Here is a 25,891-nt window from a genome sequence, read left to right as displayed (position 1 = left end):
CACGAATTAGCACAAATTGTTATCTACACTAAGTCGTAAAATTGGTGAAATTCGCGGCAAAAATTTCATTATCACAAATACGAATTTATTAAAAGCCACAAATTACACGAATTAGCACAAATTGTTATCTACACTAAGTCGTAAAATTGGTGAAATTCGCGGCAAAAATTTCATTATCACAACTACGAATTCATTAAAAGCCAAAAATTACACGAATTAGCACAAATTGTTAACGTCAATAATTAGTGAAAATTCGTGAAATTCGTGGCAAAAAATTCAAGTAGTTATTGTAACTAAAAAGTAATTTCTAATAAAGTGGCCTTTCCATTCAATAAAAATGAAGTGAGTAGAGCCGGGATCAAAACAGTATCTCCGGTTTGATAAAGATATTTTTCCTCGTTCAAATGCAACTCAAAACTCCCGTCCGTACACATCAAAACCATAAAAGAGTCATCATTTTTATCAATCAAAATTTCTCCGTTAAGCGGAATAATATTCGTTTTAAAAAAAGGACAATCTACTAGCGAAGTACTTTTATTTTCCGAAGCAGAATACTCTTTTTTGGCAGCAGTTGTCTTATAATTAATAGCATCAACCGCTAATTCAGTATGTAGTTCACGTTTATTTCCGTTAGCATCTACTCTATCCCAATCATAGATTCGGTAAGTGATATCACTTGTTTGTTGAATTTCGGCAATCACAATTCCTGCACCAATGGCGTGAATTGTTCCGGTTTCCAATAAGAAAACATCGCCTTTCTTAACCGGAATTTCATTTAATAACGAAAGAATATCGTTGGATTCTAACTTTTGTAAATACGCTTCTTTTGATGAATTTTCTTTGAAACCCACAATCAAACGAGCATTTTCATCAGCTTGCATGACATACCACATTTCGGTTTTCCCAAACGAATTATGGCGTGCTTTTGCCAATTCATCATTCGGATGCAACTGAATAGACAAATCTGTTTTAGCATCCAAATATTTAAAAAGTAACGGAAATTGTTTTCCAAATTGCTTAAACACTTCTTTTCCTAAAAGCTCTTTCGGATATAAATCGATTAATTCATTGAGGTTTTTCCCTTTCAATTCACCATTATTGACCACACTTATTGATTCGGGAACGGTTGACAATTCCCAACTTTCTCCGGTAACTTCAGAAGTAATTGGCTTGTTCAAATAATCTTTTAACTTGGTTCCGCCCCAAATGCGTTCTTTGAAAATGGGTTCAAATGTGAGTGGATATAGTGATTTCATTCATTTAATTGAAACGTCAAAAATAAGCAATTGAATTGATACTACTTCGATTCAAATCATTATACTATCTTTTTAAGCATTTGAAGTGCTTTTTCAATGTGAATTTTGCCTGATAAGTTATCAAAAATCAATCGAATGATTCCTTTTTCGTCAATCACATACGTCACACGACCCGGAATGAGTCCGAATAAAGTGGTAGGAACGCCAAACAAATTGCGTAATTTTTTATCATTATCCGACAAAAGCGTAAAAGGAAGTTGGTGCTTTTCTGAAAATTTTTGATGCGAAGTAGCTGAATCACCGCTAACACCAATAACTTCAGCACCTAAATCAGTAAAATCTTGATAGCTATCTCTAAAACTGCACGCTTGCTCGGTGCAAACGCGAGTATCATCTTTTGGATAAAAATAAATAACAACTGGTCTTTTTCCAATTACTGTTGCACTTTCAAAAACATTTCCCTTGGAATCTTTTGCAGTAAAATTAGGAACACTATCACCAACTTTTAGAGCCATTTTAATTTCCTTTATAGGTTACAAAATTTCGAGGTGTTTCATATAAAACGACTTCTAATTCTAATGAATTTTTGATGTGATTACGTAATTTATTCCAAATCACAACGGCAATATTTTCGGCAGTTGGATTCAAATCTGCAAAATCTTGAACATCTAAATTTAAATTTTTATGATCAAATGCCTCTTCAATGTGTTCTTTAATTAAATCGGAAAGAATTTTTACATCCATCACAAAACCGGTTTCTTGGTCAATTTCTCCCGTTACACTTACTATCAATTCATAGTTATGACCATGAAAATTCGGATTGTTACACTTTCCAAAAATCAAATCGTTTTTTTCCATCGACCAATCTTTTCGATACAATCGATGAGCAGCATTGAAATGTGCTTTTCTGGAAACGGTTACTTTCATGGTAATTGGTTTTGGGTAATTGGTAAAAGGTTATAATTTGTGTTCTTCAAGGTAATGATAAAACTCGTCAAAAATAATTTTGAACCAAACTGTATAATTTTCAGATTGGGTTTGAATATCGTCTTTAATGGCTTCGATGCTCATCCACTTCCAATTTTCAACCTCATCCGGGTTAATTTTTGGTTCTTCGTTATAATAACCAATCATCACGTGGTCAAGCTCGTGTTCAGTTAATCCGTTGTCAAACGGAGCTTTATATATAAAATGAAACAACTCTTTCAATTCGGCTGAAAAGCCCATTTCTTCATGCAATCTTCGGGTTCCGGCTTCTATGTTACTTTCGCCTTCCCGTTGATGACTGCAACACGTATTGGTCCACAACATTGGCGAATGATATTTGTGATGAGCACGTTGTTGCAACATCACTTCGTTTTTATCATTCAAAATAAATACGGAAAAGGCACGGTGCAAAACGGCTTTCTCGTGAGCTTCGAGTTTTTCCATCAAACCGATGGGCTCATCGTTTTCATTTACTAAAATTACTTTTTCTTCTGTCATAGCTTTTTTATAGCTTTTCAAAGGTAAGAAAAAGTTCGTTTTTATTTTGATTTATATGGATTTGTGAAAAGTTTAACGGGTGTTGAAGAAGGTTATGAATTCTAACTCTCCTTAATTCTCAACGCACATTTTACTTGAAATCATTGCAGTTATGTTTACATTTTGTATTATTTCCTAAAAATTAAATTAACTCGAATTTTACAGCATTTTTAATTAGGGAAGCAGTGTTATTGGCTTCCAGTTTTAGCATTAAGTTTTGGCGATGCGAACTTACAGTTGTGATGCTGATAAAAAGTTTATCTGCAATTTGTTGATTGGTTAAACCCTCTGCAATTAGCACTAAAACTTCTTTTTCTCTGCGAGTTATTATTGGTATTTGGTTGTATTTTGATGTGTTTTGCGTTTGATAATCTACGTTAAAATACATATTTCCTTTAGAAACATCATCAATGGCTTTATAAATTTCTTCTTTACTCGAATTTTTCAACAAATAACCACTGGCTCCGTTTTCAATCATTTTAGCAACATAACTTCTGTCGTTAAAAGTGCTTAAAGCTAGACATAAAATTGAAGGGAACTCGGTTTTAATTTTTTCACACAGTTCTATTCCATTAATATCAGGTAAATTAATATCGATAAATGCAATATCAACTTCATTTTTAGAGATAAAAGCAATCGCTTCAAAAGCATTTATAGCAGTTCCAACAATCGTAATATTTTCATTCTGCGACAAAAGTGTTTTAAAACCTTCTATAACCATTGGATGATCATCTACTATAAAAATTTTGTGTTTCATTTTATTCGGTTTCAAATTCTATATGAGTTGATGTTCCGTTATTATCAGATGTAATATCTAATTTCCCTTGTAAATAATCTACACGATGCTGAATACTACCTAATCCTATTCCTCCTTTTTTTTGCGAATTAACATCAAAACCTTTTCCGTTATCTTCAACTGTTAACGAAATGGTGTTGTTATTTTTAGAAAGTTGCACGTGTATTTGAGTAGCATCTGCATGTTTTATTGTATTGTTTAATAATTCTTGAACAATTCGGTACAACACAATTTCAACTGTTTGGTTAAATCTTTCTTTCAAACCAAAACTTTGATAAACAATTTCTAATCCCGAATTTTCGGAAACCGAATTACAATAATTTTTCAAAGTATCATCTAACCCAAATTTTATTAGAGCTTCTGGCATCATGTTGTGTGCAACTCTCCGCATTTCTGCAATGGCACTATCTAATTGTGAAATACTTTTTTTAAACGCGTTGGCATTTTCTTCAGACAAAATTACATTTCCTTTGACACTATTTAGTTGGAACTTTACACCTGACAACATTCCGCCTAAACCATCGTGTAAATCTCTTGCCAATCGTGTTCGTTCTGCTTCTTCCCCTTGAATTAAGTTTTGAGCTGCATCGATTTGTTTTTCCTGCTGAAGTTGCTTTATTTTTTGTTCCGTTATTTTTTTTCGAGCTTTATAATTTCGGTATAACAAATAACTAAAAAGTAATAAACCAATTGAAACTCCTATTAAAGAATAAATAAAAATTTTGCTTTGAATTTGTTTTTTCTCCAAAATTAAAATGTTCTTGTCCTTTTTTTCCGATTGGTATCTGGCTTCACGTTCCGAGAATTGCTTTGCTTGTTCGCTAGTAATTATTTCATCGTTAACATCTGCATATTGTTTGAAAAACTCATAAGCTTGTTTGTACTTTTTGGTTTCGTATAGAAATTGATGCAAAACTTTAAAATAATCTCTTTTTTCGGTTGGATTTTCAGTTTGCAAATAGTATGCTTCCGATTCGTTGAGAAATTTTTCTACTTCAGAATATTTTTTTTCTTGTAAAGCTATATTTGCTACAAGTAAACTTGAAACTGCTATTCCGCTAGAACTATTTATTTCCTTTGCTATGTCAAAACTTTTTTGAGCAAATATTTTAGAATTATCTACTTTTTTTAACAACAAGTATTCTTGAGCAATATTGTGATAGTAACCAAACAAGTAGGATCTTTCTATTTTACTTTTTTCAAGAATTGGTAAATGTTTTAACCGGATTTTTAGAGCTTTTTCGATATTTCCAGCTTCTGTAAAATTGTCAGCTTTTTGTTGAGTATAAAAAGCAATTACGGTTTGGTTGTTGTATTTATTTCCTATCGCTAATGCTTTATCAATATATTCATTGGCTTTTGGTAAATTTTTTATCGTACTAAAGACAATACTCATATTAAAATATAAATCCGATTTTCTTTTATCTAAAATTCTTGTAGTTACTTTTTTGACTTTCAAAATTTCAGGATTGTCAAATATTTTTTGAGCTTCTAAAAAATAATCTATGCATTTGTCGTATTCGCCTGTTTCATATTTTATACTTCCTAAATTAAAATTTGCACCAGCCATTAAATAGATATGATTGTCTTTTTTTGCTGCGTCTAAAGCTTTATTTTGAAACTCAAATGCCTTTGCTTTATCATTAAAATTGCTATACCAAAGTCCTAAAAAACGATAGCTGTTTGAAATAGCATAATTGTTTTTTAATTTGACACTTTTAGCTAATGCTTCCTCCAGAAGTTTTTTAGAAAGAGTACTGTCAATTTCAATTATATCATAACCTAAATGACTAAGCAATCTAACTTGAGTTGTGTCTGGCTTTTGTTTATCAATAGTAGTTATAAGTTGTTTTATGCTATCCAATTCACGTTGTTGTGAAAATCCTAAAACAACCGAAAAAAATACAATTACTTTAACTAATGTTTTCTTCATTTTTATTTTTTAAATCAATAACAAAGTAACTCAAAGAATACCATTTCATTATCCTATAAAAGTAGGATATTTAAAATCATTAGTAAAGAGGATAACCTATTTATTTAGGCATACTAATTTTATCTCATCAAATTTTATTCAAATAGTAACCAATTATTAAAACATAATTATGAAAAATTTAAACCTACTCATTATTTGTTTTAGTTTGGTGTTTTTTGCATCCTGTTCTGATGAAAATGAAACACCAAGCTTATTAACTGTAAATACAATTGAACCAACAGGTCTAACAGCTACTACCATTGTTCTTGGTGGAGAAGTACTTACTGATGGCGGAAGTCCTGTTACTGAACGTGGTATTTGTATGGCTGAACATCCAAACCTGGAAATTGATTTACCTGATGTTTATACAGATATTTTAGGAAGTGGTACCGGTTCTTTCAGTGAAACATATGATATATCAGGATTACCCCCAAGCACTATTATCTACTTTCGTGCTTATGCTGTAAATGCAAACGGAATTGTTTATGGTGAAACAAAATCGTTTACAACTTTAAGTTGTCCAATAGTAAATGTTACCCACAATATTACAACACCAACCATTTGGGAAACTGGAAATGTTTATGTTATAAATAGTGAAATAACTATTACATCAGTATTAACCATTCATCAAGGAGTAATTGTAAAACTTGGTGAGAATGGTAGAATTCGAGTAAATGCAGGAGGAAATTTATTTGCTTATGGAACAGAAACTAACCGAGTTATATTTACTTCTTTAGCCGATGATACTTTTTGTGGTGACACCAATGGAGATGGAAATACAACAACACCACAAAAAGGTGATTGGATTAATCTTTATTTAAACGGTGGTGCAAATCAATTTATAAATTGTGATTTTCTTTACGCTGGTGGAAATGATGGTGGCTATCGTTGTGCAGTAGTAGTCTCCGGAACCGGTTCTAACTTTGTTTTTGATGGTTGTGTATTTGCTCATACCGCCAATGGAACAAATTTTACAAGTCAATTTGCATTTTATGGTGGAAATAATATGCGGGATCCTGCAGTTTCTGAATTTGTAAACAATGTTTTTTATGAGAATTATTATCCAATATATTTGAATGCTACTTATTCTATTAATGCAAATAACAGTTATAGCAATCCTGAAAACCCTTTTGAAACAAATGCCAGAAATTGTATCTGGATGTATCCAAATGGTGGCACAAATGTAAATGTTAATCAAACCGAAACTGAGGTTCCATTTGTAATGGATGGGTATTTACAAAAAAGTACTGGCTCATTTACACTTAGTGCTGGAGTAGTAATGAAATTTCCAACGGGAAACACTTTCGGATTAAACATTTCTAACCCATCAATTAGTCCATCGGCTGTTCTAACTTCTATAAAAGATGATTTTTATGGTGGAGATACAAATGGCGATGGCAATGCTTCTTCTCCTGCTGCTAATGATTGGTACGGATGTTATAATCACTCTGCTTCATCCTGGATGAATGGTGCTAATATTTTATATGCTCAAAATTAATGTAGATAAATGCAATACCATGAGAATAATCATTTTGTTAGTTGTAATCCTATTTTCAATTTCAACTTTTTCTCAAGTAGGAATTGGCACTACAAGTCCAGATGGTTCTTCAATCCTTGATATTAATTCAAATAATACAGGTTTATTAATTCCTAGAGTTAGTTTATCCGATATTACTAACGGATCTTCACCAATAAATTCCCCGGCAGTTAGTTTATTAGTATATAACACTAATGCATCAACTGCTGGAGGAAATGGTGTGGGTTACTATTATTGGAATGGAACAATATGGGTAAAACTTCAAACCAATGTTGATGAAAAATGGAGTAGAAATTCAGGTACAGGTTATCTTTTCCCTTCTACTTTAACCGATCGAGTTGGTATTGGCTTAAATAATCCATCAGAAATGCTCGACATAGCCGGAAGAGTTAAAATTGCAGATGGTAATCAATCAACTGGAAAAGTTTTAACTTCCGACGCAAATGGTGTTGGTACTTGGCAAAAAGTTGGTATAAATAACATAAATGTTTCACTTACTAATTTAGGAATAAGTGTTCCTTATACAACTGCAAATTTTTTACAAACCGGGGCTTCAATTACGTTACCACCAGGAAAATTTGCAATAAATGTGACGATGCTTTTAACAAATACTACGGGCACTCCAACTCCAGATAATTCCTCTTTTTGGTTGCGTTCTACGTTTTCGGATAGTTCTGGTATAAATCCTGTTTCATCAACAGATATTCTTGGTGGAAGGCTTATTAGCGGTAATTTACCCGGTTCAAGTTTATTTTCTCTTTTAAGCGGAACAATCATCATAAACAATACATCTTCTTTACCTAAAACATATTATTATGTAGCAGGAAATGTACATATAATTAACACAACAGACACTTTATTAAAAATCGGCGGAAATCTTAATGAAAACAGTATAATTGCTTACAAACTTGAATAAAATTTTCTTAATTAAAAAATCATGAAAAAACATCTTTTTACAATAATTATTTCTTTAACAATAATAGCTTCTTGCAGTAACAGCGATACAAACGAAGAAAACTCAAACAATTCTCCTTTTACTATTTGGATGGGACAACAAACAGGTTCAACTGGTAATTTTTCTAATTTACGATGGATGGTTGTATTGCCCAATGGGAAATACTTTAATCAGCTACCAACTGAAGGATTTCTAAACTTTTCAGAAAATCAAACAGGGGGAACTTGGGGAACTTTTGCTACGAATGGCAATTCAGGAACTTTTACCAATCAATATGAAACACTCCATGTAAATAAGATTAGTAATACTGAAATGGAAATTGTGGGCTATACAAATCATATCTACAAACTTTCTTCTGTGAATGGATTAATTCTTTCCGGCAAATACAATACTATTCCAAATTGGTCAACAATTCCCAACTATCCTTATGCTACAAATGATTTTCAACCCATGATCGAGTTTTTTCAAGATGGTTCTTTTCTCGATTTGGGGGCTTTTTTAACCAATTTCACGATGCCTTATCAAAATCCTGATAGGGCTCCGGGGATTGGCTCTTATGAAATTGATAATTTTACGCTTATTCTAAACTACGATGACGGAAGAACAATTACAAAAGCATTTAGTGGAATTTTTAATAATCCTGTAAATTCTTCAAGTGAACTTGTACTAATAGGTGGAAATCCTTTTTACAACAACTAAAATTACTGTAAAACCTCAGCAATTTTCAACGCACATTTTTCGCCATCAATCGCTGCAGAAACAATTCCACCCGCAAACCCTGCTCCTTCTCCACACGGATATAGCCCTTTAATTTGAAGATGTTCTAGGGTTTGAGCATCACGTGGAATTCGAACCGGTGAAGATGTTCTGCTTTCCGGTGCGTGCAAAATGGCTTCGTTAGTTAAATAACCTTTCATTGATTTACCAAATTGTAAAAATCCTTCTCGCATAATTTGTGTTAAGAAACCAGGGAAAACCTGTCCCATTTCTACAGAAGTTGTTCCCGGAACATAAGACGTTTTTGGAATGGATGAAGAAATTTTATTTTGTGTAAAATCAATCATGCGTTGTGCCGGAACTTTTTGAGTTTTACCCGCTAATTGCCACGCTTTTTGTTCGATGGATTTTTGAAATTCCATTCCTGCAAGAGGTCCGAATTTGGCAAAAGGTTTAAAATCTTCTAATTTTAACTCTACCACAATTCCGGAATTGGCTGTAGCTTGATCTCTTTTGGATGGCGACCAACCATTTGTCACCACTTCGCCCGGGCTTGTTGCACACGGAGCAATCACGCCGCCGGGACACATACAAAACGAATACATTCCGCGACCATTTACTTGCTTGACAATGGAATACGGTGCCGGTGGCAAATAATCTCCTCGAAAATCACAACTGTATTGAATACTGTCAATTAATTCTTGAGGATGCTCGGCACGAACGCCTAGTGCAAAAGGTTTGGCTTCGATAAGGATTTTTTTTCTATCTAATAATTCAAAAATATCACGAGCGGAATGTCCGGTGGCTAAAATAACTTTGTTAGCTGGAATAGTTTCTCCTTTTTGGGTAACGATGCCTTGTATTTCGTTGCTTTTGATGATAAAATCGGTTACACGAGTATCAAACAAAACCTGACCACCACTTTCAATGATTTTTTCTCGAATGTCCTGAATAATTTGTGGTAATTTATTGGTTCCGATGTGTGGATGTGCTTCGACTAAAATTTCCGCTGAAGCTCCGAAACCGACTAATAATTCTAAAATTCTGTCAACATCACCCCGTTTTTTGGAACGAGTGTACAATTTTCCGTCGGAATACGTTCCTGCTCCACCTTCGCCAAAACAATAATTCGAATCTTCATTTACGATATGGTCAACGTTGATAGCTTTTAAATCACGACGACGACCGCGAACATCTTTTCCGCGTTCGATAACAATTGGTTTTAAACCTACTTCAATTAGTTGGAGAGCGGCAAAAAGTCCAGCAGGACCGGCACCAATGACGATTACTTCTTGTTGATTGGCAACATTCGGGTAGTTTGGTAATTCGATTTTTTGTTCAGAAAAAGGTTCGCCTTGAAAAAAAATCATCAACTTTAAATTGATTTTGATTGCTTTTTGACGGGCATCAATCGAACGTTTTACAATTGAAATATGCTCAACTTCTGACACTGAAACACGAATCATCTTAGCCACTTGATCTTTCAATAAAAAATCATTGGCAGCAACTTCGGGTGCAACTTGAATGAGAAGTTCTTTGGGCATACTATTCTTTTTGCAAAAGTAATTTTTTTAATTTGTATCGCATAAAAAAAGGTTCAGCAATTGCCAAACCTTTTATATTAGAAATTTTCATCTTTACTTTTTGATAAACTTGTAATTTAGCTTTTGATTATTCACTTCAATAGCTATAAAATATACTCCGGATTGCAATTGACTTACATCGATATTTTGATAGGAATCTGTGTTTTTTAGTTCTTTTACTAAACTTCCATTGACAGTAAACAACTTGAAGCTATCAATTGAAAAAGCAGTTCCATTATTGATGTTAATCCTATTTTCAGAAGGATTTGGGTAGATTACAATTGCCTTTTTTAACTGGATTGCATCGGTTAAACTCAAGGCAACATTTTCTTCTAAAAAGTCGGGAATACCATTTGAATTTGTATCATCATCCATTGGGTTATTATTCCCATTGTAATCTTCGTCAATTGTTAACACACCATCACCATCATCATCATTGTCTAGATAATTTGGAATTCCGTCTAAATCTGTATCAACATTTGTAATTTGATCTAAGTTTCTTCCTGCGGGAAATACATATTCAAAAGCAGATAATACCATATCGCCATCATCGTCATTATCTAAATAATTTGGAATTCCGTCACCATCTGTATCATCGTTGGCTAAATTTCCATCTTCATTAACATCTTCTAAATCGGTAGAAACAGTATCTAAATCATAATCATTTTGACAATTAATTACAGTTAATGCAATTGCTGTTACATCTCCATTAAAAGCCGCATAAAGTGTTTGAGAATAAGGGTTTATATTAAAATAATCCATTCCAGATAGAGAATTACCGCCTAATTCTGCGTCGGAAAGTGTTTCATGAATTGTTACATTTTCCGGTGATTCATAATTAATAGCTTCTTTGATTAAATTTAAATTAAATGATTCAAATCCATCTAGATTATCATCGCAAACTGTATACAAATAGATTTCGTTTTCAATAGGTCTTGCAAACCGCCATCCTTCAAGAGTAGCATACCAAGAACTGGTATTTCTTCCGGGAGGTGTTAAAGTACTTGTACCATCTTGATTAATTATTCCTACCAACGCGTTTCCTGCATTCCATGTGCTACAAATTGGTTTTTCAACTATTTGTACATCAATAAAATTATATGTTTCATATAAAATCAATTGAAAAGAGCTTGTTAATTGTGAACACTGGAAATGTGGCTGATTTTCAAACATGACAACAAATTTTCTGTAAGGTGCAAAACCAACAATAGAATAGGTTATGGAACCAGTTTGATTTGAATTATTTAAATCATGATAACAGGCAAATATTGAGTTCCTAATTGTAAAGTTTGGTTGAGAAATTTGAGTGTTAAGATTCCATGGACTTAAGGTGCTTGCCAAACCTAAATTAAATCCAACATAACCATTTGTACTGATTATCAATTGATTGTATACAGTTCCGAAATAATCAAAATCAAAACCAATTGGAATTACTCCTGAATACAAGTCATCGCTTGTAGTTATTGGTGTTGCGGCCGTTGTGTAAACCTCATACGGAATTACTGAAACCGTGTAATTTGTTTGAGAAACTCCACTGCTTGCAACAAACAAAAAAAGTAGAAAAATTTTTGATAAGTATTTGTTTTTCATAGGGTTTATTTTTTCTCAAAGATAAATAATTAAGTTTAATTTTTTATTTTATTTCCGCAAATGCTCTTAACGCAAACGAGGCCAACCAATGTTCACCTTCATAATTTCCATCAACAACGGAAGGAAGTGAAAAATTTAGATGTTTTTCAGCCAGCGGTTTTAGATGATTAAATTGCTTTGGATATAACTTTATCAAATGATAAAAATTCCAAGCACGGCTAAAATTTAATCCATCCAAATGAACCAAATGACCATCGGTTCTGTCTGAAACTCGGGCAACTTCCCAATAAAAATCTTTCTTGAACATCGATTTATTAAACTTTTTCAACCAAATTAAAAATTCTTTTTCAGGTAAAATTCTACTCATTATTCCGATTTCTTCCATGCAAGGTGAAAGGAAATCAGTTCCGCTTGGTTCCCAATTTAACGGACAGTTTTCATCTGTTAGAAATAAACGTTTGGCATTTTCAGAAATTAAATTTTGAAAATCTTTATTGTTTGAATAAACCGCATAATCCCATGCAAATGTGAGTCCGAATGCTGTATTATTATGTGTTCCTGCTCTAACCGGATATAGTAGCTTTGGTAAAAATTCAGCATACCGAGCAATTATTAAATCGGATAATGGTTTGAGATTTTGAGCCAATTCTTTTGCGAAAGGTTCTTTACTGATTTCTAATTCTAATTGCAGTTTCAACAACCAATTCCAACCATAAGTGCGTTCAAAGGATTTTTCGTGATTTTTTGAAAAATAGTTCACTTCTGTTTGGATATTTTCCTTCGATAAATTGGTTTTTAATTTATCAATAATTTCATTTTTATTTGCTAAAGCCGGAAAATTATTCAACAAATAAACTAAACTCCAGTGTCCATGCACAGACGAATGCCAATCGAAGCAACCGTAAAAAGAAGGATGCAATTTTTTGGGTGAATGAATTTCGGTTGAATCTAGTAATAACTGATTCAACTTATTGGGATATTCTTGTTGCAAACACTTTAGCGGAAGCGTTGCTAAATGATTAGCTTGTTCCAACGAAAGCTTTTGTGCATTCATTGCAAAAGAAAATAAAAGTAAACCAAAGAAGTAGTTTTTCATAAAATGAATTTATTTTTGCAATAAAAAAAATGTCTAGAAAGATAAAATTAATTTGGGACTTTAGAGGTCCGGCTTCGGCAAAAACGGCGGAACATCATGAAATTCATTTAAAAGAATTCATTCAAGCCGAAAAATTGCAATTAAATATTACCGGATTTGAAATCTATAATGAAATGCAAGCCATCGCTTTTATGGTTGTAACCGATGAAAATATGATTGCCGTTCGGGATGCTTTGAAACCTCATCGAGGAGAAATTTTTAGTGAGCAGTGAGCAGTTTTTAGTGTTCAGTAACTGAGTACTAAAAACTGCGACTGAAAACTAATTTGCTACTTCACTAATAAATTTAATTCGCATTAATCGAAGTTCTTCAATATCATAATCGCCATCAAATTCTTTTAGAGCATCTTCAATTTTATCGGTTTGAGAATCCATAAAATAGTCATGAATTTCTTCTTGTTGATCTTCATCCAAAATTTCATCAATCCAATATTTGATGTTTAATTTTGTTCCGGAATAAACAATTTGTTCCATTTCTTTCAACAAATTATCCATTGTGAAACCTTTTGCTTTAGCAATATCTTCTAAGGATAATTTTCTGTCAATGTTTTGAATGATGTATAATTTATTGGCAGAATTCGCTCCTGTTGATTTTACAACCAAATCATCCGGACGAATAATGTCGTTTTCATCAACATACCGAGCGATTAAATCGACAAAAGGTTTTCCGTATTTTTTTGCTTTTCCTTCGCCAACACCGTGAACATTGCTTAACTCTTCAATTGAAATTGGATATTTTAGAGCCATATCTTCTAATGATGGATCTTGGAACACCACAAACGGAGGAACGCCTAACTTTTTGGCTTCTTTTTTACGCAAATCTTTCAACATAGCCATCAACGCTTCGTCGGCAGTTCCGGTTGATTTTGCAGCAGTTACAATGGCTTCATCTTCTTCTTCGCTATATTCATGATCTTCTGTCATCATAAACGAAGTTGGATTTTTTATATAAGCAGCACCCTCCGGAGACAATTTCAAAATTCCGTATGTTTCAATATCTTTTTTCAATAATCCGGCCACTAAAACCTGACGAATTAAAGCCATCCAATAGCGTTCATCTTTATCGCTTCCGCAACCAAAAAAGTCTTGAGTATCTGTTCGATGAGCTTTGATTACGGCATTTATTTTTCCCATTAAGGTAAAAACAATTTCCTTTGATTTATATAAATGTTTGGTATCGCGAACCACTTGAAGGACTTTAACGACATTATCTTTTGCTTCTGCTTTTGGTTTTGGATTTCGCACATTGTCGTCCATATCTCCACCTTCGCCGGTTTCGTTATCAAATTCTTCGCCAAAATAATGGAGTAAAAATTTTCTGCGTGACATGGATGTTTCGGCATAAGCCACGACTTCCTGAAGCAATGCAAAACCAATTTCTTGCTCAGCAACAGGTTTTCCTGACATGAATTTTTCTAGTTTTTCAACATCTTTATAGGAATAATAGGCCATACAGTGTCCTTCTCCTCCATCTCGTCCTGCACGACCGGTTTCTTGGTAGTAACTTTCGAGTGATTTTGGAATATCGTGATGAATCACAAAACGAACATCCGGTTTGTCGATCCCCATTCCGAAAGCAATTGTGGCGACAACCACTTCAACATCTTCCATCAAAAACATATCCTGATGTTTGGCACGGGTTTTGGCATCTAAACCGGCATGATAAGGCACGGCACTAATTCCGTTTACTTGTAATACCTGAGCAATTTCTTCAACTTTTTTACGACTCAAACAATAAATAATTCCGGACTTACCTTTATTATGTTTTATAAATTTAATAATATCTGACTCAACATTTTTGGTTTTCGGACGTACTTCGTAAAACAAATTCGGACGATTGAACGATGCTTTAAATGTTCTGGCATCGGACATATCCAAATTTTTGAGAATATCTTCCTGCACTTTTGGAGTTGCAGTAGCTGTTAAACCAATTACAGGAACATTGCCTAAGTGTTTGATTATATTTTTAAGATTTCTGTATTCCGGACGAAAATCATGACCCCATTCTGAAATACAGTGAGCTTCATCGATAGCTACAAATGAAATGGGAACTGATTTTAAAAATTCAACATATTCCTCTTTTGCTAATGATTCAGGTGCAACATACAATAACTTTGTTATACCAGAAACGATATCTTTTTTTACTTGATTAATTTCTGTTTTAGTTAACGATGAATTCAATACATGGGCAATTCCATCTTCAGAAGAAACACTTCGTATGGCATCCACCTGATTTTTCATTAAAGCGATTAATGGAGAAACGACGATTGCCGTTCCATTTTGAAATAATGCCGGTAGTTGATAGCACAATGACTTACCTCCACCAGTAGGCATAATCACGAAAGTATTTATTTTATTCAGGATACTTTTGATAACTTGTTCTTGAAGACCTTTGAACTGATCAAAACCAAAATACTTCTTTAATTCCTTATGAATGTCAATTTCGTTGGGATTCATTCTTATGTATGGGTATTTTATTTTAAATTTGCATCCATAAAGATACAACTTTCTTTTATTCATACAAATTTTATATACAATCCGTTTTGATTACAAAAGAAAAAATTTTAGCGACTGCAAAAGAAACCATTTTAACTGAAAGTCAAGCCATTTCAAAAATGGCTGATTTACTTACAAATGATTTTGTAGAAAGTGTTCAGTTAATTTACAAATCAAAAGGCCGTTTAATTGTTACCGGAATTGGAAAAAGTGCCATTATTGCTCAAAAAATTGTAGCTACTTTAAATTCTACCGGAACTCCGTCTATGTTTTTACATGCCTCTGAAGCTGTACATGGGGATTTGGGGATGGTTCAACCGGATGATATTGTGATTTGTATTTCTAAAAGTGGAAATAGTCCTGAAATTAAAATTTTGGTTCCGATTTTGAACCGATTTGGCAATACTTTAATTGCAATGACAGGAAATCTGACTTCTTTCTTAGCCAAAAATTCTCAATTTGTTTTAGATACAACTGTGGAAAAAGAAGCTTGCCCGAACAATCTGGCTCCAACCAACAGCACTACTGCACAATTGGTAATGGGTGATTGTTTAGCTGTTTGTTTGATGGAAATGCGAGACTTTAAAGGTGAAGATTTTGCGAAATATCATCCCGGAGGAGCATTAGGCAAGAAACTTTTGCTTCGTGTGAAAGACATGTTGGATGAATCTAAAAAACCAACTGTTTCTCCTGAATCAAATGTTCAGACTGTTATTTTTGAAATTTCTGAAAAAAGACTTGGTGTAACTGCCGTAGTTGAAAATGATAAAATTATCGGAATAATTACTGATGGCGATATTAGAAGAATGCTGAGCAAAACCGAAACCATCACCGGAATTACCGCTCGAGATATTATGACAAAAAATCCAAAAATGATTCAACCTAACGACATGGTGGTTGAAGCATTAAATATCATGGAAGATTTTTCGATTACACAATTAATTGTAGCAGAAGACAATTCCTATAAAGGCGTAATACATTTGCATGACATTTTAAAAGAAGGAATTGTATAATGGCAACTAGTAGTCCGAAAGAAATGTCATTTTTAGACCATCTGGAAGAGTTGAGATGGCTCTTAATCAGAAGTACTTCTGCCATATTGATACTTGCAAGTGCGGCTTTTTTTGTAAGTGATTTTATTTTTGAACAAATTCTGTTTGCTCCGAAAGATCCAAATTTTGTTACCTATCAATTTTTTTGCGAAATTACTCAGTTTTTTGGTTTAGAAAGTGTTGATATTTGCAATGTAAAAATGCCCTTCATAATTCAAAACACGAATATGGGCGGGCAAGTATCCTTTTTAATTTGGACCTGTATAACGGTTGGATTTATTGCTGCATTTCCTTTTGTTTTATGGGAAATTTGGAAATTCATTAGTCCGGCGTTATATGAAACAGAAAAAAAATATGCTAAAGCTTTTATTATAATTTCGTCTTTATTATTTTTTCTTGGTGTTTTGTTTGGATATTACGTTATCACGCCATTATCAGTGTTCTTTTTTGGGTCATTTAGTGCCAGCTCAGAAATTGTAAACGAGTTTAATTTGGAATCCTATACGAGCATGATAAAAACCTCATCTATAGCTTGTGGATTATTGTTTGAATTGCCAATATTAATCTACTTCTTAACAAAATTAGGATTAGTTACACCTTCTTTTTTGAGAAAATATAGAAAATATGCATTGGTAATTGTATTGATTTTGTCTGCCATAATTACTCCTCCGGATGTTATTAGTCAGGTAATTGTAGCAATCCCTATTATGGTTTTATATGAAATTAGTATTTTAATTAGTGCACTTGTTGTTAAAAAAGAAATTAAACAATCAACTTTAAAACAGTAAATATGTCAGATTTAGTTCAGGAATTTAATGATTATCGTTCTAAAATGAATGAAAAACTGTTGGCTGACAATAATTTAGTCATCAAGAGAATTTTCAACTTAGATACCAATGCCTATGCTGAAGGTGCGTTGGATGTAAAAACAAAAGAGTTATTAGGCTTAGTTGCTTCTGCTGTTTTGCGATGCGATGATTGTATCAAATACCATTTAGAAACAAGCTACAAACACGGAATTACTAAAGAAGAAATGATGGAAGCTATGGGAATTGCTACTTTGGTTGGCGGCACGATTGTAATTCCTCATTTGCGAAGAGCTTATGAATTCTGGGAAGCTTTAGAGAAATAATGTGCCAATGAGGCAATTTGACAATGAGGCAATGTGGCAATTGAATACCTGATTCATTAGAGTTATTTTTCAATTCTTTGAATAATTGGCTAATTGACACATTATCAAATTGACACATTACCAAATGTTAATCAAAAAACAATAAAATTTGAACTGAAAATAAAATTTCTATTTTTACACACTGTTTTCTCAATTGTCACATTGACAAATTGACAAATTGACAAATTAAACTATGAAATTAAGAGCCGAAAATATCGTTAAAACCTACAAAGGCAGAAGTGTTGTAAAAGGCGTTTCTGTAGAAGTAAATCAAGGAGAAATTGTTGGTTTATTGGGCCCAAATGGAGCCGGAAAAACCACTTCTTTCTACATGATTGTTGGATTGGTAAAACCCAACAGCGGTAAAATATACTTGGATGACATGGAAATCACTGATTTTCCAATGTATAAACGTGCTCAAAACGGTATTGGTTATTTGGCACAAGAAGCTTCTGTTTTTAGAAAATTGAGTATTGAAGATAATATTCTGAGTGTTTTACAACTCACTAAACTTTCTAAAGCAGAGCAAGAAGCTAAAATGGAAAGTTTGATTGCCGAATTTAGTTTGGAACATATTCGCACCAATCGAGGTGACTTACTCTCGGGAGGTGAACGTCGACGTACTGAAATTGCACGAGCTTTAGCAACCGATCCAAAATTTATCCTTTTAGATGAACCTTTTGCCGGAGTTGACCCTGTTGCAGTAGAGGACATTCAACGAATTGTGGCTCAATTGAAAAATAAAAATATTGGAATTTTAATCACCGATCACAATGTTCAAGAAACATTAGCCATTACTGATAAAACCTACTTAATGTTTGAAGGAGGAATCCTAAAAGCTGGAATTCCTGAAGATTTGGCTGCCGACGAAATGGTGAGAAAAGTATATTTAGGACAAAATTTCGAATTACGAAAAAAGAAATTGGAGTTTTAAAACTTTCTAAATCTTACACAATTACTATTATTTATTTTTTACCTTTGGTCTATGTTTTCTGTAAATCAACATAAATCAGCCATTGCTAAACTTTGTAAAACACACAAAGTAGACACTTTATATCTTTTTGGTTCCGCAAACACAGCCAACTTTAACGACAATAGCGATGTTGATTTCTTGGTAAAATTTAAAACTTTTGACTTAAAATTATATTTTCAAAATTATATGAGTTTTAGAGAAAGTTTAAAAAAAATACTTAATCGAGAAATTGATTTAGTGGAAGAACAATCTTTAAAAAACCCAGTTCTGATTCGATCCATAGAAAAAAATAAACAATTGATTTATGGATGAACGTATTGAAAAATGGTTTTATGACATCAAATTAGCTATTGAAGAAATTGAATCTTTTTTCTTTGAATCCGGTTATGACTTTTCAGAGTATAAAAGAAATACTATGAAAAAAAGAGCTGTAGAAAGAAATCTAGAAATAATTGGCGAAGCATTAAATCGAATTGTAAAAAAAGAATCAATTTATCTAGAAAAAATTACTGATTGCAAATCAATTATTGGATTACGCAATCACGTAATTCATATTTATGACAATGTTTCTGATGAAAATATTTGGTCTATTTTAATAAATCATCTACCCAAATTAAAAGAAGAAGTGGATTCACAACTTTCTTAATTAATGCAAAACCATATAATTCATCATCTTTGGCGTTCCGTTATAAATATTAACATCAACCGGACCTTGAATTCCGGGAACTGTCGCTTTTTCTGTAAATTGCCAGAAAGCCCAATGGTCTTTAATATCTTCTACAAAAAAATTATAATTGGCTATCCAAAAAGTGTAGCCTTCAAATTCATCGGCTAAAAAGTCTTTATAATAACTTTCGCCGGAATAAATGATGGGTTTTACGTTGTAATGATTTTCAACTTTAGTTAACCATCGCTTCAATCCTACCTTTAAACTATCAATTGATTGTGTTTTTGGTAAATTTTCAATATCCAAAACCGGTGGAAAATCACCTTTTTGCAGTTTTACTGTTTTAATAAAATTAGTGGCTTGCTCAATAGAATTTTCGTTTGGTCTATAATAATGATAAGCTCCTCGCACAAAACCATTTTCTTTTGCATTTTTCCAATTCTGCTTAAATCGGCTATCTACTTTGTTATTTCCGGCGGTAGCTCTGATGAAAACAAACTTCAACTGAAATGTGTCTTCAATGGTTTTAATTTCTTCCCAAGCTATTTTTCCTTGGTATTCGGAAACATCAAAACCAAAAACTTTCTTTTCATGACGTTTTAAAACCTGAAAAATTCTGGCTTCTTCTACTTTTGTAGCATTGTCATTTTCTATTTGATGTTTGGAACGAAAACTAAAATAATAGGCCAATGCATCACGATAATGATACGCTGATATTCCTATAAATAATAAAATTAAAAATGTAATACTAAAACCTATAACTTTTCCAGAGAAAAAAGTCTTTTTCTTGGATGGTTTTCGCCTTGTGATCGGTTTTCGTCTAATTTGCTTTGCCATACTTTATGAACAACAAAACGTTTAAGAAGTCATTTTATTTTGAATAACCGACATCAAAACATAAAGCAAAATAATTAATGGCAATGCAACAATTTTTAGTGTTATCAATAAAATAACTGCTAAAACCAAAAATATAATTTGAAATTTGCTGTTTTGCCATGAGAAATTTTTCATTTTAAGAGAAAACAACGGAATTTCTGCATTCATCATATAAACACTCAGCATCGATATTGCCATTAAAATATAAGGATTTGTTAGAGCTTCTTTGAGAAAAGTTATTTCAGTAGAAGCAATAATTAATGGAATACTTAATATAAAAAGTGCATTCGCAGGTGTTGGCAATCCAATAAAAGAATCGGTTTGTCTGGTGTCTATGTTGAATTTTGCCAATCGATAACAAGAGCCTAAAGTGATAAAAAAACCAACTAACGGTAAAATATGGTTTGTTGGAAAATATTCATCTAAGGAAGAAACACCTTGATTTTGGTAATTAAAAATCATTTTAAACATTACATAACCGGGAACAAGACCGCTAGTAACCATATCTGCTAACGAATCCAATTGCACGCCTAACGGACTTTGCACTTTGAAAAGACGAGCAAAAAAACCATCAAAAAAGTCTAAAAATATACCTAAACATACAAAGAAAAAAGCCAATTCAAACTGATCTCGGGCAGCAAAAACTACTGCTATACAGCCTGATAACAAGTTAAGTAACGTTATAAAATTAGGGATTTTTGCTTTTATATTCATCTTTTAAGGTTTAAAACAAATTTAATACAATAAGTGAGAAACAAGTGCGTTTTTTAATTGATATTTTTAGGCTCGCAATTTCAATGTTTTTTATTTCGTAAAATGTTGTAATGAAACAGGCTAAAAATTCCTATTTTTGGAAAAAATTGTGCAAATTTCAGTTTGAAAAATAAAATTTTGCTTTGAAAAGAAACTTATTTTTTGCTTTACTTCTTATTCCTATATTGGCTAACAGTCAAGCTGTCCGAAAATACTCAAACGAATTTATGAGTATTGGTGTGGATGCTGCTGCTTTGGGAATGTCTAATGCAGTTACGGCAAGTACTTCTGACGTGAATTCAGGCTATTGGAATCCGGCAGGATTGGTTTTTTTAGAAGACAGTCAAGGAGCTTTGATGCACGCCAGCTATTTTGCAAACATTGCCCAATATGACTATGCCGCTTTTGCGATGCCCATTGATGACCGAAGTGCGTGGGGAATTTCCTTAATTCGATTTGGTGTGGATGACATTTTAAACACAACCCAACTAATTGATAGTGAAGGAAATATTGATTACAACCGAATAAGCAAATTTTCTACCGCCGATTATGGAGCTACGTTTTCGTATGCACGAAGTTTGCAAGTTCCGGGATGGCAATATGGTGTTAACGCAAAAGTAATCAGGAGAATTATTGGCGATTTTGCCAATTCATGGGGATTTGGACTTGATGTGGGAATTCAGTTTGAACGCGATAATTGGAAAGTTGGGTTAATGGTTCGTGATATTACAACCACTTATAACATTTGGAACATTGACGAAGAAGAATTTGAAAAAATTTCCAATGCAATTCCCGGAGAAAATCAAGATTTGCCCGAAAGCACCGAAATTACCTTACCAAAAGCTCAACTCGGAATTTCCAGAAAATTTGAATACCGCTATGATTATTCCATTTTAGCTGCGTTTAACTTAAACATGCAGTTTTTTAAAACCAACGATATTATTTCTACCGATTTTGTGAGTATTGACCCCGCTTTGGGATTTGAATTTGGTTATACCGATTTGGTTTTCCTTAGAGCCGGTGTTGGAAATTTTCAAAACGTAATGCAGATTGATAATACTGAAAAAATTGGTTTTCAACCCAACATTGGATTAGGTTTTAAATACAAAGGAATTCAGGTTGATTATGCTCTAACAGACATTGGCGACCAGAGTGCAGCCTTGTATTCCAATATTTTTTCGATAAAAGTTGATTTAGGAATTTTTAGATAATTTGAATGAAAATAAAATTACATTTTCTCCTTCTTTTATTTTGCAGTTTTTTGAGTTTCGGACAGAATTATCCATTGTCTTCCGAAGCAAAAATTAGTGTTTTAACGTGTGGAAGTGGTGAAGAACTACATTCCATTTTTGGTCATACTGCCATTCGAATTCAAGATAATTCAAGAGGTGTTGATGCGGTGTATAATTTTGGTATGTTTGATTTTGATACACCCAATTTTTATCTAAAATTTGTAAAAGGTGATTTAGAATATTATGTTGGTAAAGGTTCTTTTGAAGGTTTCATGTATTCCTATAGAATGGAGAACAGAAGCGTTTATGAACAAGAATTAAATCTTTCACCAATTCAAAAGCAGCAATTAGTTGACAATTTAGAAAAAATGCTTTATTCCGATGAACGATTTTACATCTATAAATTTATTGATAAAAATTGCACTACAATGGTGGTGGATCAAATCAATAATCAATTAGAAAAACCGAGTATAGCGAAAGTTGGTAACACAACCGAAAGCTATCGTCATGTGTTGAATCCGTTTATGGATAATCTTTTTTATCAAAAATTGGGAATCAATATCATGTTTGGCTATCGAACGGATAAAGCGGCCGAGCAACTTTTTTTACCAATAGAATTATTAAAAAGTTTAGAAGTATCAAAAAGTAATAACGAACGCATTGCTCAAAACTCAATTGTTTTGTTTGAACAAGATAAATCATTGCACTCAAAATCGTGGTGGAATTCGATTTATACATTTATTTTATTTTTGGTTCTGATTTTAATTTCCAACAAAAATAAAGTTTATCTAACTTTTCTGGTGATTATAGGTCTACTAGGAATTTTTCTTTCTACGGTGGGATTCTTTTCGTTACACAGAGAAATTTCTCAGAATTATAATGTGTTATTGTTTAATCCTTTTTTGATTGGAATAGTAATTTCTTTTGTAAAGAAAAATGTAGTTTGGTTTAATCGATTTTTCTACTTTATATTATTTTGTTTTGTGGCTTACCTCCTATTCATACTCAACAAAGCTCATTTATTTTTAATGCTTCCGATTATGATTTTGGTTGTATTGATTCTTTTACGATTAAGAATTCGGCTTCTGAAATCGTAATTACTGTCCGCGATAAAACAGAATAGTACTAATGGTTTTAATCATGATATTAATATCCAGAAAGATACTTCTGTGTTTGATGTAATATAAATCATATTGAAGTTTAATCAAACTATCATCAATTGAATCGCCATAGGAATAATTCACTTGAGCCCAACCGGTTAGCCCAGGTTTGATAACGTGACGCGTTTGATAAAAAGGCATAACTTCGGCAATTTCATTTACAAAAACAGGACGTTCAGGTCTTGGTCCGATTACAGCCATTTGTCCGAGAAGAATATTAACAAATTGAGGAAACTCATCAATTCTGCTTTTTCGGAGAAACTTGCCAAAAGGTGTTATTCTGGTATCATTTGTAGTTGCAAAAACAGCTCCGGCAGATTCTGCATTTTTGATCATCGTTCTCAACTTGAGAATTCTAAATTCTTCACCATTTTTACCCACTCGAATTTGTGTATAGAATAGTCCACCTTTATTACCAAAGACATTTCCTATCAAAATAAATGGTAATAAAACAATTCCAACAGTAATACCTGCTAAAGCGATTACGATTTCAAAAAAACGCACAAAAAGTAAATACAACTGATTTTGATTACTTCGGCTAAATGGAAAATATTTATAAAAATCTCTGGCTACAAATTGAACTGGAATTCTTTGTGTTAAATTTTCATACACTTGCGTATATTCTCTAATTGTAAAACCATTCTCTAAGAGTAATAAAAGTTTGTTGTACAGTTCAACAGTTATTTCTTCTGTTCTTTGCGTTGCAATGACAATTTCTGAAATTGAATTACTCGAAACAAAATTTTCAAGATTTTCTACAGATAGTACGGAAACAAATTTGTTCTTTATTTTAAAATCAGAATATTGATCTGTGTTAACAAAAGCAATAATATTATAATGTGGATCAATATTTTTTAATCCGGAAATTAACTCATCTGCCATTTCCTTTTCAGAAATCAAGATAACTTTTTTCTCGAAGCGATGTGAGGCTAAATATTTTTGATAAAACATTCGCCAAAGGAATAATGCCAAAAAAATTGCTAAGAAAAAATATAAAATCTGAATACGATTTGAAGGAAGAATTGGCGTATAAAAAGGTGTCAACAGATAAAACAATACTGTTGTTGACGAGGTTAAGACAATACTTCTGATAACTTGAAATTGATTGCTAGCAACTTGAAGATTATACATTTCAAATACAGATCCAACTAATAGAACATAAACACCTAAAACTATTGTCCAATAAAAATTGGAGGGAGTGATTGAAAAATAATCGAAATTAAAAATTATTCCAACTATATAGAGCATTAACAACACAAATAGGACGTCAAAAATCCTGAGAAGAATTTTTCTCTCTGAAACTTCAAAATGAATTTTCTTCTTACCGTTCATTCTATGTTCTTGTTGTTAGATTGAGTGTGCAATTTAACAATTTTAAGAGGATTTTATCAGCTATTTTAAAATTTCTTTCCATTGGTTTTTAACAATTTGCCAATCGAATTGTTCTGCCAATCTACGCCCATTACTAGCTAATTTTTGAGCTAATTCTGGATTTTCTAATAATTCATTTACAGCATTAACCATTGCCTGACTATCAGAATCGTTTACCAATAAAGCAGATTCTCTATGATTAACTAAATAAGGAATTCCGCCAACATTTGTAGAAACCACGGGCAATCCGAGTGCTAAAGCCTCTATAATACTAACGGGAGTATTATCAAAATGCGTTGTATTTATAAAAATATTGAAATTTTCTGAAAGTTTATGCCAATCTGGTTTTGATAATTTTCCGGTGACTGTAACATCAGAATTGTATTTTTTTATAATTACATCAAAATTTTGTTCGCTTATACCTTTATAAGGCCCGACCATAGTCAATTTAGCCTCAGGAAATTTTGCTTTTAGATTATGTTGAACTTCGAGTGCCATTTCCGGATTATATGTCGCGTCAATAGATCTAACCCACAATAATTTAGGTGTTGATTCGTTTTTTCTTTGTTTAAAAGAATAATTTTTAATTTCTATAGAGTTTGGAATTAAGATCAGGTTTGGAAAATTAAATTGCTCAAAGTTTTTTAGTAAATAATTAGATGGAGCAATATTAAAATAAGCATGATTAAAAATCATTTTTGAGAAAAAGACTGATTTTTTAACTCGCTCCGGAAGATTGCCTCCATGAAGAATTGGAATAAATTTAAGGTTCAAAATTCTACATAACTGACTAACAAAAAAGGCATACCAAAAATTTTGAGTGCTATAAGTATCTATCAAAACATACCTTATTTTTCTTGCGTTTTCGATCGTTTTAAACAACATGTCTATAAATCTAAACAGCTTCTTTTTTTTTGAGGAAGCATAAATAACATCAAAACCTTCTTGTTCTAATAAAGGACCAAGTGTTTCAATTGTTGTGGCAGAAAATCCGTGTTTGGATAATATGTTTCCTATGTAGAGAATTTTTATTGCCTTTGGATTCATTTACAATT

General features: G+C 32.6%; 26 protein-coding genes. 12 read left to right on the top strand and 14 right to left on the bottom strand.

Translation table 11 applies throughout. The features are described 5' to 3' along the window. Window positions 1-293: 293 nt before the first annotated feature. From AC23MC_RS04515 to AC23MC_RS04490, 6 genes are all read right to left on the bottom strand, one after another. Entirely contained in the window at window positions 294-1,256 is a 963-nt protein-coding gene (locus AC23MC_RS04515) for a type I phosphomannose isomerase catalytic subunit (RefSeq protein WP_487567226.1), read from the bottom strand. Window positions 1,257-1,315: 59 nt separating this feature from the next. After that, window positions 1,316-1,771, bottom strand: a complete 456-nt coding sequence (locus AC23MC_RS04510; protein WP_487567225.1) for a peroxiredoxin — start codon at window positions 1,769-1,771, stop codon at window positions 1,316-1,318. Window position 1,772: 1 nt separating this feature from the next. After that, window positions 1,773-2,183, bottom strand: a complete 411-nt coding sequence (locus AC23MC_RS04505; protein WP_487567224.1) for a 6-pyruvoyl trahydropterin synthase family protein — start codon at window positions 2,181-2,183, stop codon at window positions 1,773-1,775. Between the two features lie 30 nt (window positions 2,184-2,213). Continuing rightward, window positions 2,214-2,741, bottom strand: coding sequence for an isopentenyl-diphosphate Delta-isomerase (gene idi, locus AC23MC_RS04500; RefSeq protein WP_487567223.1), 528 nt, complete (start codon window positions 2,739-2,741; stop codon window positions 2,214-2,216). A gap of 181 nt (window positions 2,742-2,922) precedes the next feature. Beyond that, window positions 2,923-3,537: a response regulator gene (locus tag AC23MC_RS04495; RefSeq protein ID WP_487567222.1), complete on the bottom strand. Its 615-nt coding sequence runs from the start codon at window positions 3,535-3,537 to the stop codon at window positions 2,923-2,925. Window position 3,538: 1 nt separating this feature from the next. Continuing rightward, window positions 3,539-5,509 (bottom strand): tetratricopeptide repeat-containing sensor histidine kinase, encoded by a 1,971-nt coding sequence (locus AC23MC_RS04490; RefSeq protein ID WP_487567221.1) that lies wholly within the window; start codon window positions 5,507-5,509, stop codon window positions 3,539-3,541. Window positions 5,510-5,678: 169 nt separating this feature from the next. Between AC23MC_RS04490 and AC23MC_RS04485 the strand changes: the two genes are divergently transcribed. From AC23MC_RS04485 to AC23MC_RS04475, 3 genes are read left to right on the top strand one after another with little or no spacing between them, the layout of a single operon-like run. Further along, window positions 5,679-7,046 carry a hypothetical protein gene (locus AC23MC_RS04485; RefSeq protein ID WP_487567220.1) on the top strand — a complete coding sequence of 456 codons (1,368 nt, stop codon included), beginning with the start codon at window positions 5,679-5,681 and terminating at the stop codon, window positions 7,044-7,046. Window positions 7,047-7,065: 19 nt separating this feature from the next. Beyond that, on the top strand, window positions 7,066-8,001 hold the full coding sequence (locus tag AC23MC_RS04480; RefSeq protein ID WP_487567219.1) for a hypothetical protein: 936 nt from the start codon (window positions 7,066-7,068) through the stop codon (window positions 7,999-8,001). A gap of 21 nt (window positions 8,002-8,022) precedes the next feature. Next, window positions 8,023-8,739 carry a hypothetical protein gene (locus AC23MC_RS04475; RefSeq protein WP_487567218.1) on the top strand — a complete coding sequence of 239 codons (717 nt, stop codon included), beginning with the start codon at window positions 8,023-8,025 and terminating at the stop codon, window positions 8,737-8,739. A gap of 2 nt (window positions 8,740-8,741) precedes the next feature. Here AC23MC_RS04475 and AC23MC_RS04470 read toward each other — a convergent pair whose 3' ends face one another. The 3 genes from AC23MC_RS04470 to AC23MC_RS04460 all read right to left on the bottom strand — a co-directional run bounded on the left by AC23MC_RS04470 (window position 8,742) and on the right by AC23MC_RS04460 (window position 13,026). Further along, window positions 8,742-10,301, bottom strand: coding sequence for an NAD(P)/FAD-dependent oxidoreductase (locus tag AC23MC_RS04470; RefSeq protein WP_487567217.1), 1,560 nt, complete (start codon window positions 10,299-10,301; stop codon window positions 8,742-8,744). A gap of 93 nt (window positions 10,302-10,394) precedes the next feature. After that, window positions 10,395-11,930, bottom strand: a complete 1,536-nt coding sequence (locus tag AC23MC_RS04465; RefSeq protein WP_487567216.1) for a T9SS type A sorting domain-containing protein — start codon at window positions 11,928-11,930, stop codon at window positions 10,395-10,397. Between the two features lie 43 nt (window positions 11,931-11,973). Beyond that, entirely contained in the window at window positions 11,974-13,026 is a 1,053-nt protein-coding gene (locus AC23MC_RS04460; RefSeq protein WP_487567215.1) for a DUF2891 domain-containing protein, read from the bottom strand. A gap of 29 nt (window positions 13,027-13,055) precedes the next feature. Between AC23MC_RS04460 and AC23MC_RS04455 the strand changes: the two genes are divergently transcribed. Further along, a complete protein-coding gene (locus tag AC23MC_RS04455) occupies window positions 13,056-13,298 on the top strand; it encodes a hypothetical protein (RefSeq protein ID WP_487567214.1) in 243 nt (80 codons plus the stop codon). 48 nt (window positions 13,299-13,346) lie between these two features. Here the strand turns inward: AC23MC_RS04455 and recQ are convergent, their stop codons facing one another. Continuing rightward, window positions 13,347-15,542 carry a DNA helicase RecQ gene (gene recQ / locus AC23MC_RS04450; protein ID WP_487567213.1) on the bottom strand — a complete coding sequence of 732 codons (2,196 nt, stop codon included), beginning with the start codon at window positions 15,540-15,542 and terminating at the stop codon, window positions 13,347-13,349. An 86-nt stretch (window positions 15,543-15,628) separates the two neighbouring features. Here recQ and AC23MC_RS04445 point away from each other — a divergent pair, with 86 nt between their 5' ends. The 6 genes from AC23MC_RS04445 (at window position 15,629) to AC23MC_RS04420 (ending at window position 19,423) form a co-directional block, all read left to right on the top strand. Continuing rightward, window positions 15,629-16,594 carry a KpsF/GutQ family sugar-phosphate isomerase gene (locus AC23MC_RS04445; protein ID WP_487567212.1) on the top strand — a complete coding sequence of 322 codons (966 nt, stop codon included), beginning with the start codon at window positions 15,629-15,631 and terminating at the stop codon, window positions 16,592-16,594. Next, window positions 16,594-17,421, top strand: coding sequence for a twin-arginine translocase subunit TatC (tatC, locus tag AC23MC_RS04440; protein ID WP_487567211.1), 828 nt, complete (start codon window positions 16,594-16,596; stop codon window positions 17,419-17,421). Before AC23MC_RS04445 ends, tatC begins: the two co-directional genes overlap by 1 nt. Before the next feature lie 2 nt (window positions 17,422-17,423). Continuing rightward, a complete protein-coding gene (locus tag AC23MC_RS04435) occupies window positions 17,424-17,765 on the top strand; it encodes a carboxymuconolactone decarboxylase family protein (protein WP_487567210.1) in 342 nt (113 codons plus the stop codon). A gap of 232 nt (window positions 17,766-17,997) precedes the next feature. Continuing rightward, window positions 17,998-18,738, top strand: a complete 741-nt coding sequence (lptB, locus tag AC23MC_RS04430; protein WP_487567209.1) for an LPS export ABC transporter ATP-binding protein — start codon at window positions 17,998-18,000, stop codon at window positions 18,736-18,738. 51 nt (window positions 18,739-18,789) lie between these two features. Further along, window positions 18,790-19,089 (top strand): nucleotidyltransferase family protein, encoded by a 300-nt coding sequence (locus AC23MC_RS04425; RefSeq protein WP_487567208.1) that lies wholly within the window; start codon window positions 18,790-18,792, stop codon window positions 19,087-19,089. Further along, window positions 19,082-19,423, top strand: a complete 342-nt coding sequence (locus tag AC23MC_RS04420) for a HepT-like ribonuclease domain-containing protein (protein WP_487567207.1) — start codon at window positions 19,082-19,084, stop codon at window positions 19,421-19,423. Before AC23MC_RS04425 ends, AC23MC_RS04420 begins: the two co-directional genes overlap by 8 nt. On the opposite strand, the gene AC23MC_RS04415 is transcribed toward AC23MC_RS04420, so the two are convergent. Both AC23MC_RS04415 and AC23MC_RS04410 read right to left on the bottom strand, forming a co-directional pair. Beyond that, window positions 19,424-20,281 (bottom strand): glycoside hydrolase family 25 protein, encoded by an 858-nt coding sequence (locus AC23MC_RS04415; RefSeq protein WP_487567206.1) that lies wholly within the window; start codon window positions 20,279-20,281, stop codon window positions 19,424-19,426. Window positions 20,282-20,302: 21 nt separating this feature from the next. Continuing rightward, on the bottom strand, window positions 20,303-21,034 hold the full coding sequence (locus AC23MC_RS04410; protein WP_487567205.1) for a CDP-alcohol phosphatidyltransferase family protein: 732 nt from the start codon (window positions 21,032-21,034) through the stop codon (window positions 20,303-20,305). A gap of 182 nt (window positions 21,035-21,216) precedes the next feature. On the opposite strand from AC23MC_RS04410, the gene AC23MC_RS04405 reads away from it, so the two are divergent. Beyond that, window positions 21,217-22,284, top strand: coding sequence for a putative type IX sorting system protein PorV2 (locus tag AC23MC_RS04405; protein ID WP_487567204.1), 1,068 nt, complete (start codon window positions 21,217-21,219; stop codon window positions 22,282-22,284). 5 nt (window positions 22,285-22,289) lie between these two features. Then, window positions 22,290-23,402, top strand: coding sequence for a lipoprotein N-acyltransferase Lnb domain-containing protein (locus tag AC23MC_RS04400; RefSeq protein WP_487567203.1), 1,113 nt, complete (start codon window positions 22,290-22,292; stop codon window positions 23,400-23,402). On the opposite strand, the gene AC23MC_RS04395 is transcribed toward AC23MC_RS04400, so the two are convergent. Together AC23MC_RS04395 and AC23MC_RS04390 are read right to left on the bottom strand one after the other, a co-directional pair. After that, window positions 23,403-24,797 carry an exopolysaccharide biosynthesis polyprenyl glycosylphosphotransferase gene (locus tag AC23MC_RS04395; protein WP_487567202.1) on the bottom strand — a complete coding sequence of 465 codons (1,395 nt, stop codon included), beginning with the start codon at window positions 24,795-24,797 and terminating at the stop codon, window positions 23,403-23,405. Window positions 24,798-24,857: 60 nt separating this feature from the next. Continuing rightward, on the bottom strand, window positions 24,858-25,883 hold the full coding sequence (locus AC23MC_RS04390; protein WP_487567201.1) for a glycosyltransferase family 4 protein: 1,026 nt from the start codon (window positions 25,881-25,883) through the stop codon (window positions 24,858-24,860). Between the last annotated feature and the right edge of the window lie 8 nt (window positions 25,884-25,891).

This window comes from Flavobacterium sp. T50_26, assembly GCF_057652995.1.
This window is presented reverse-complemented; position numbering and strand designations above follow the sequence as displayed.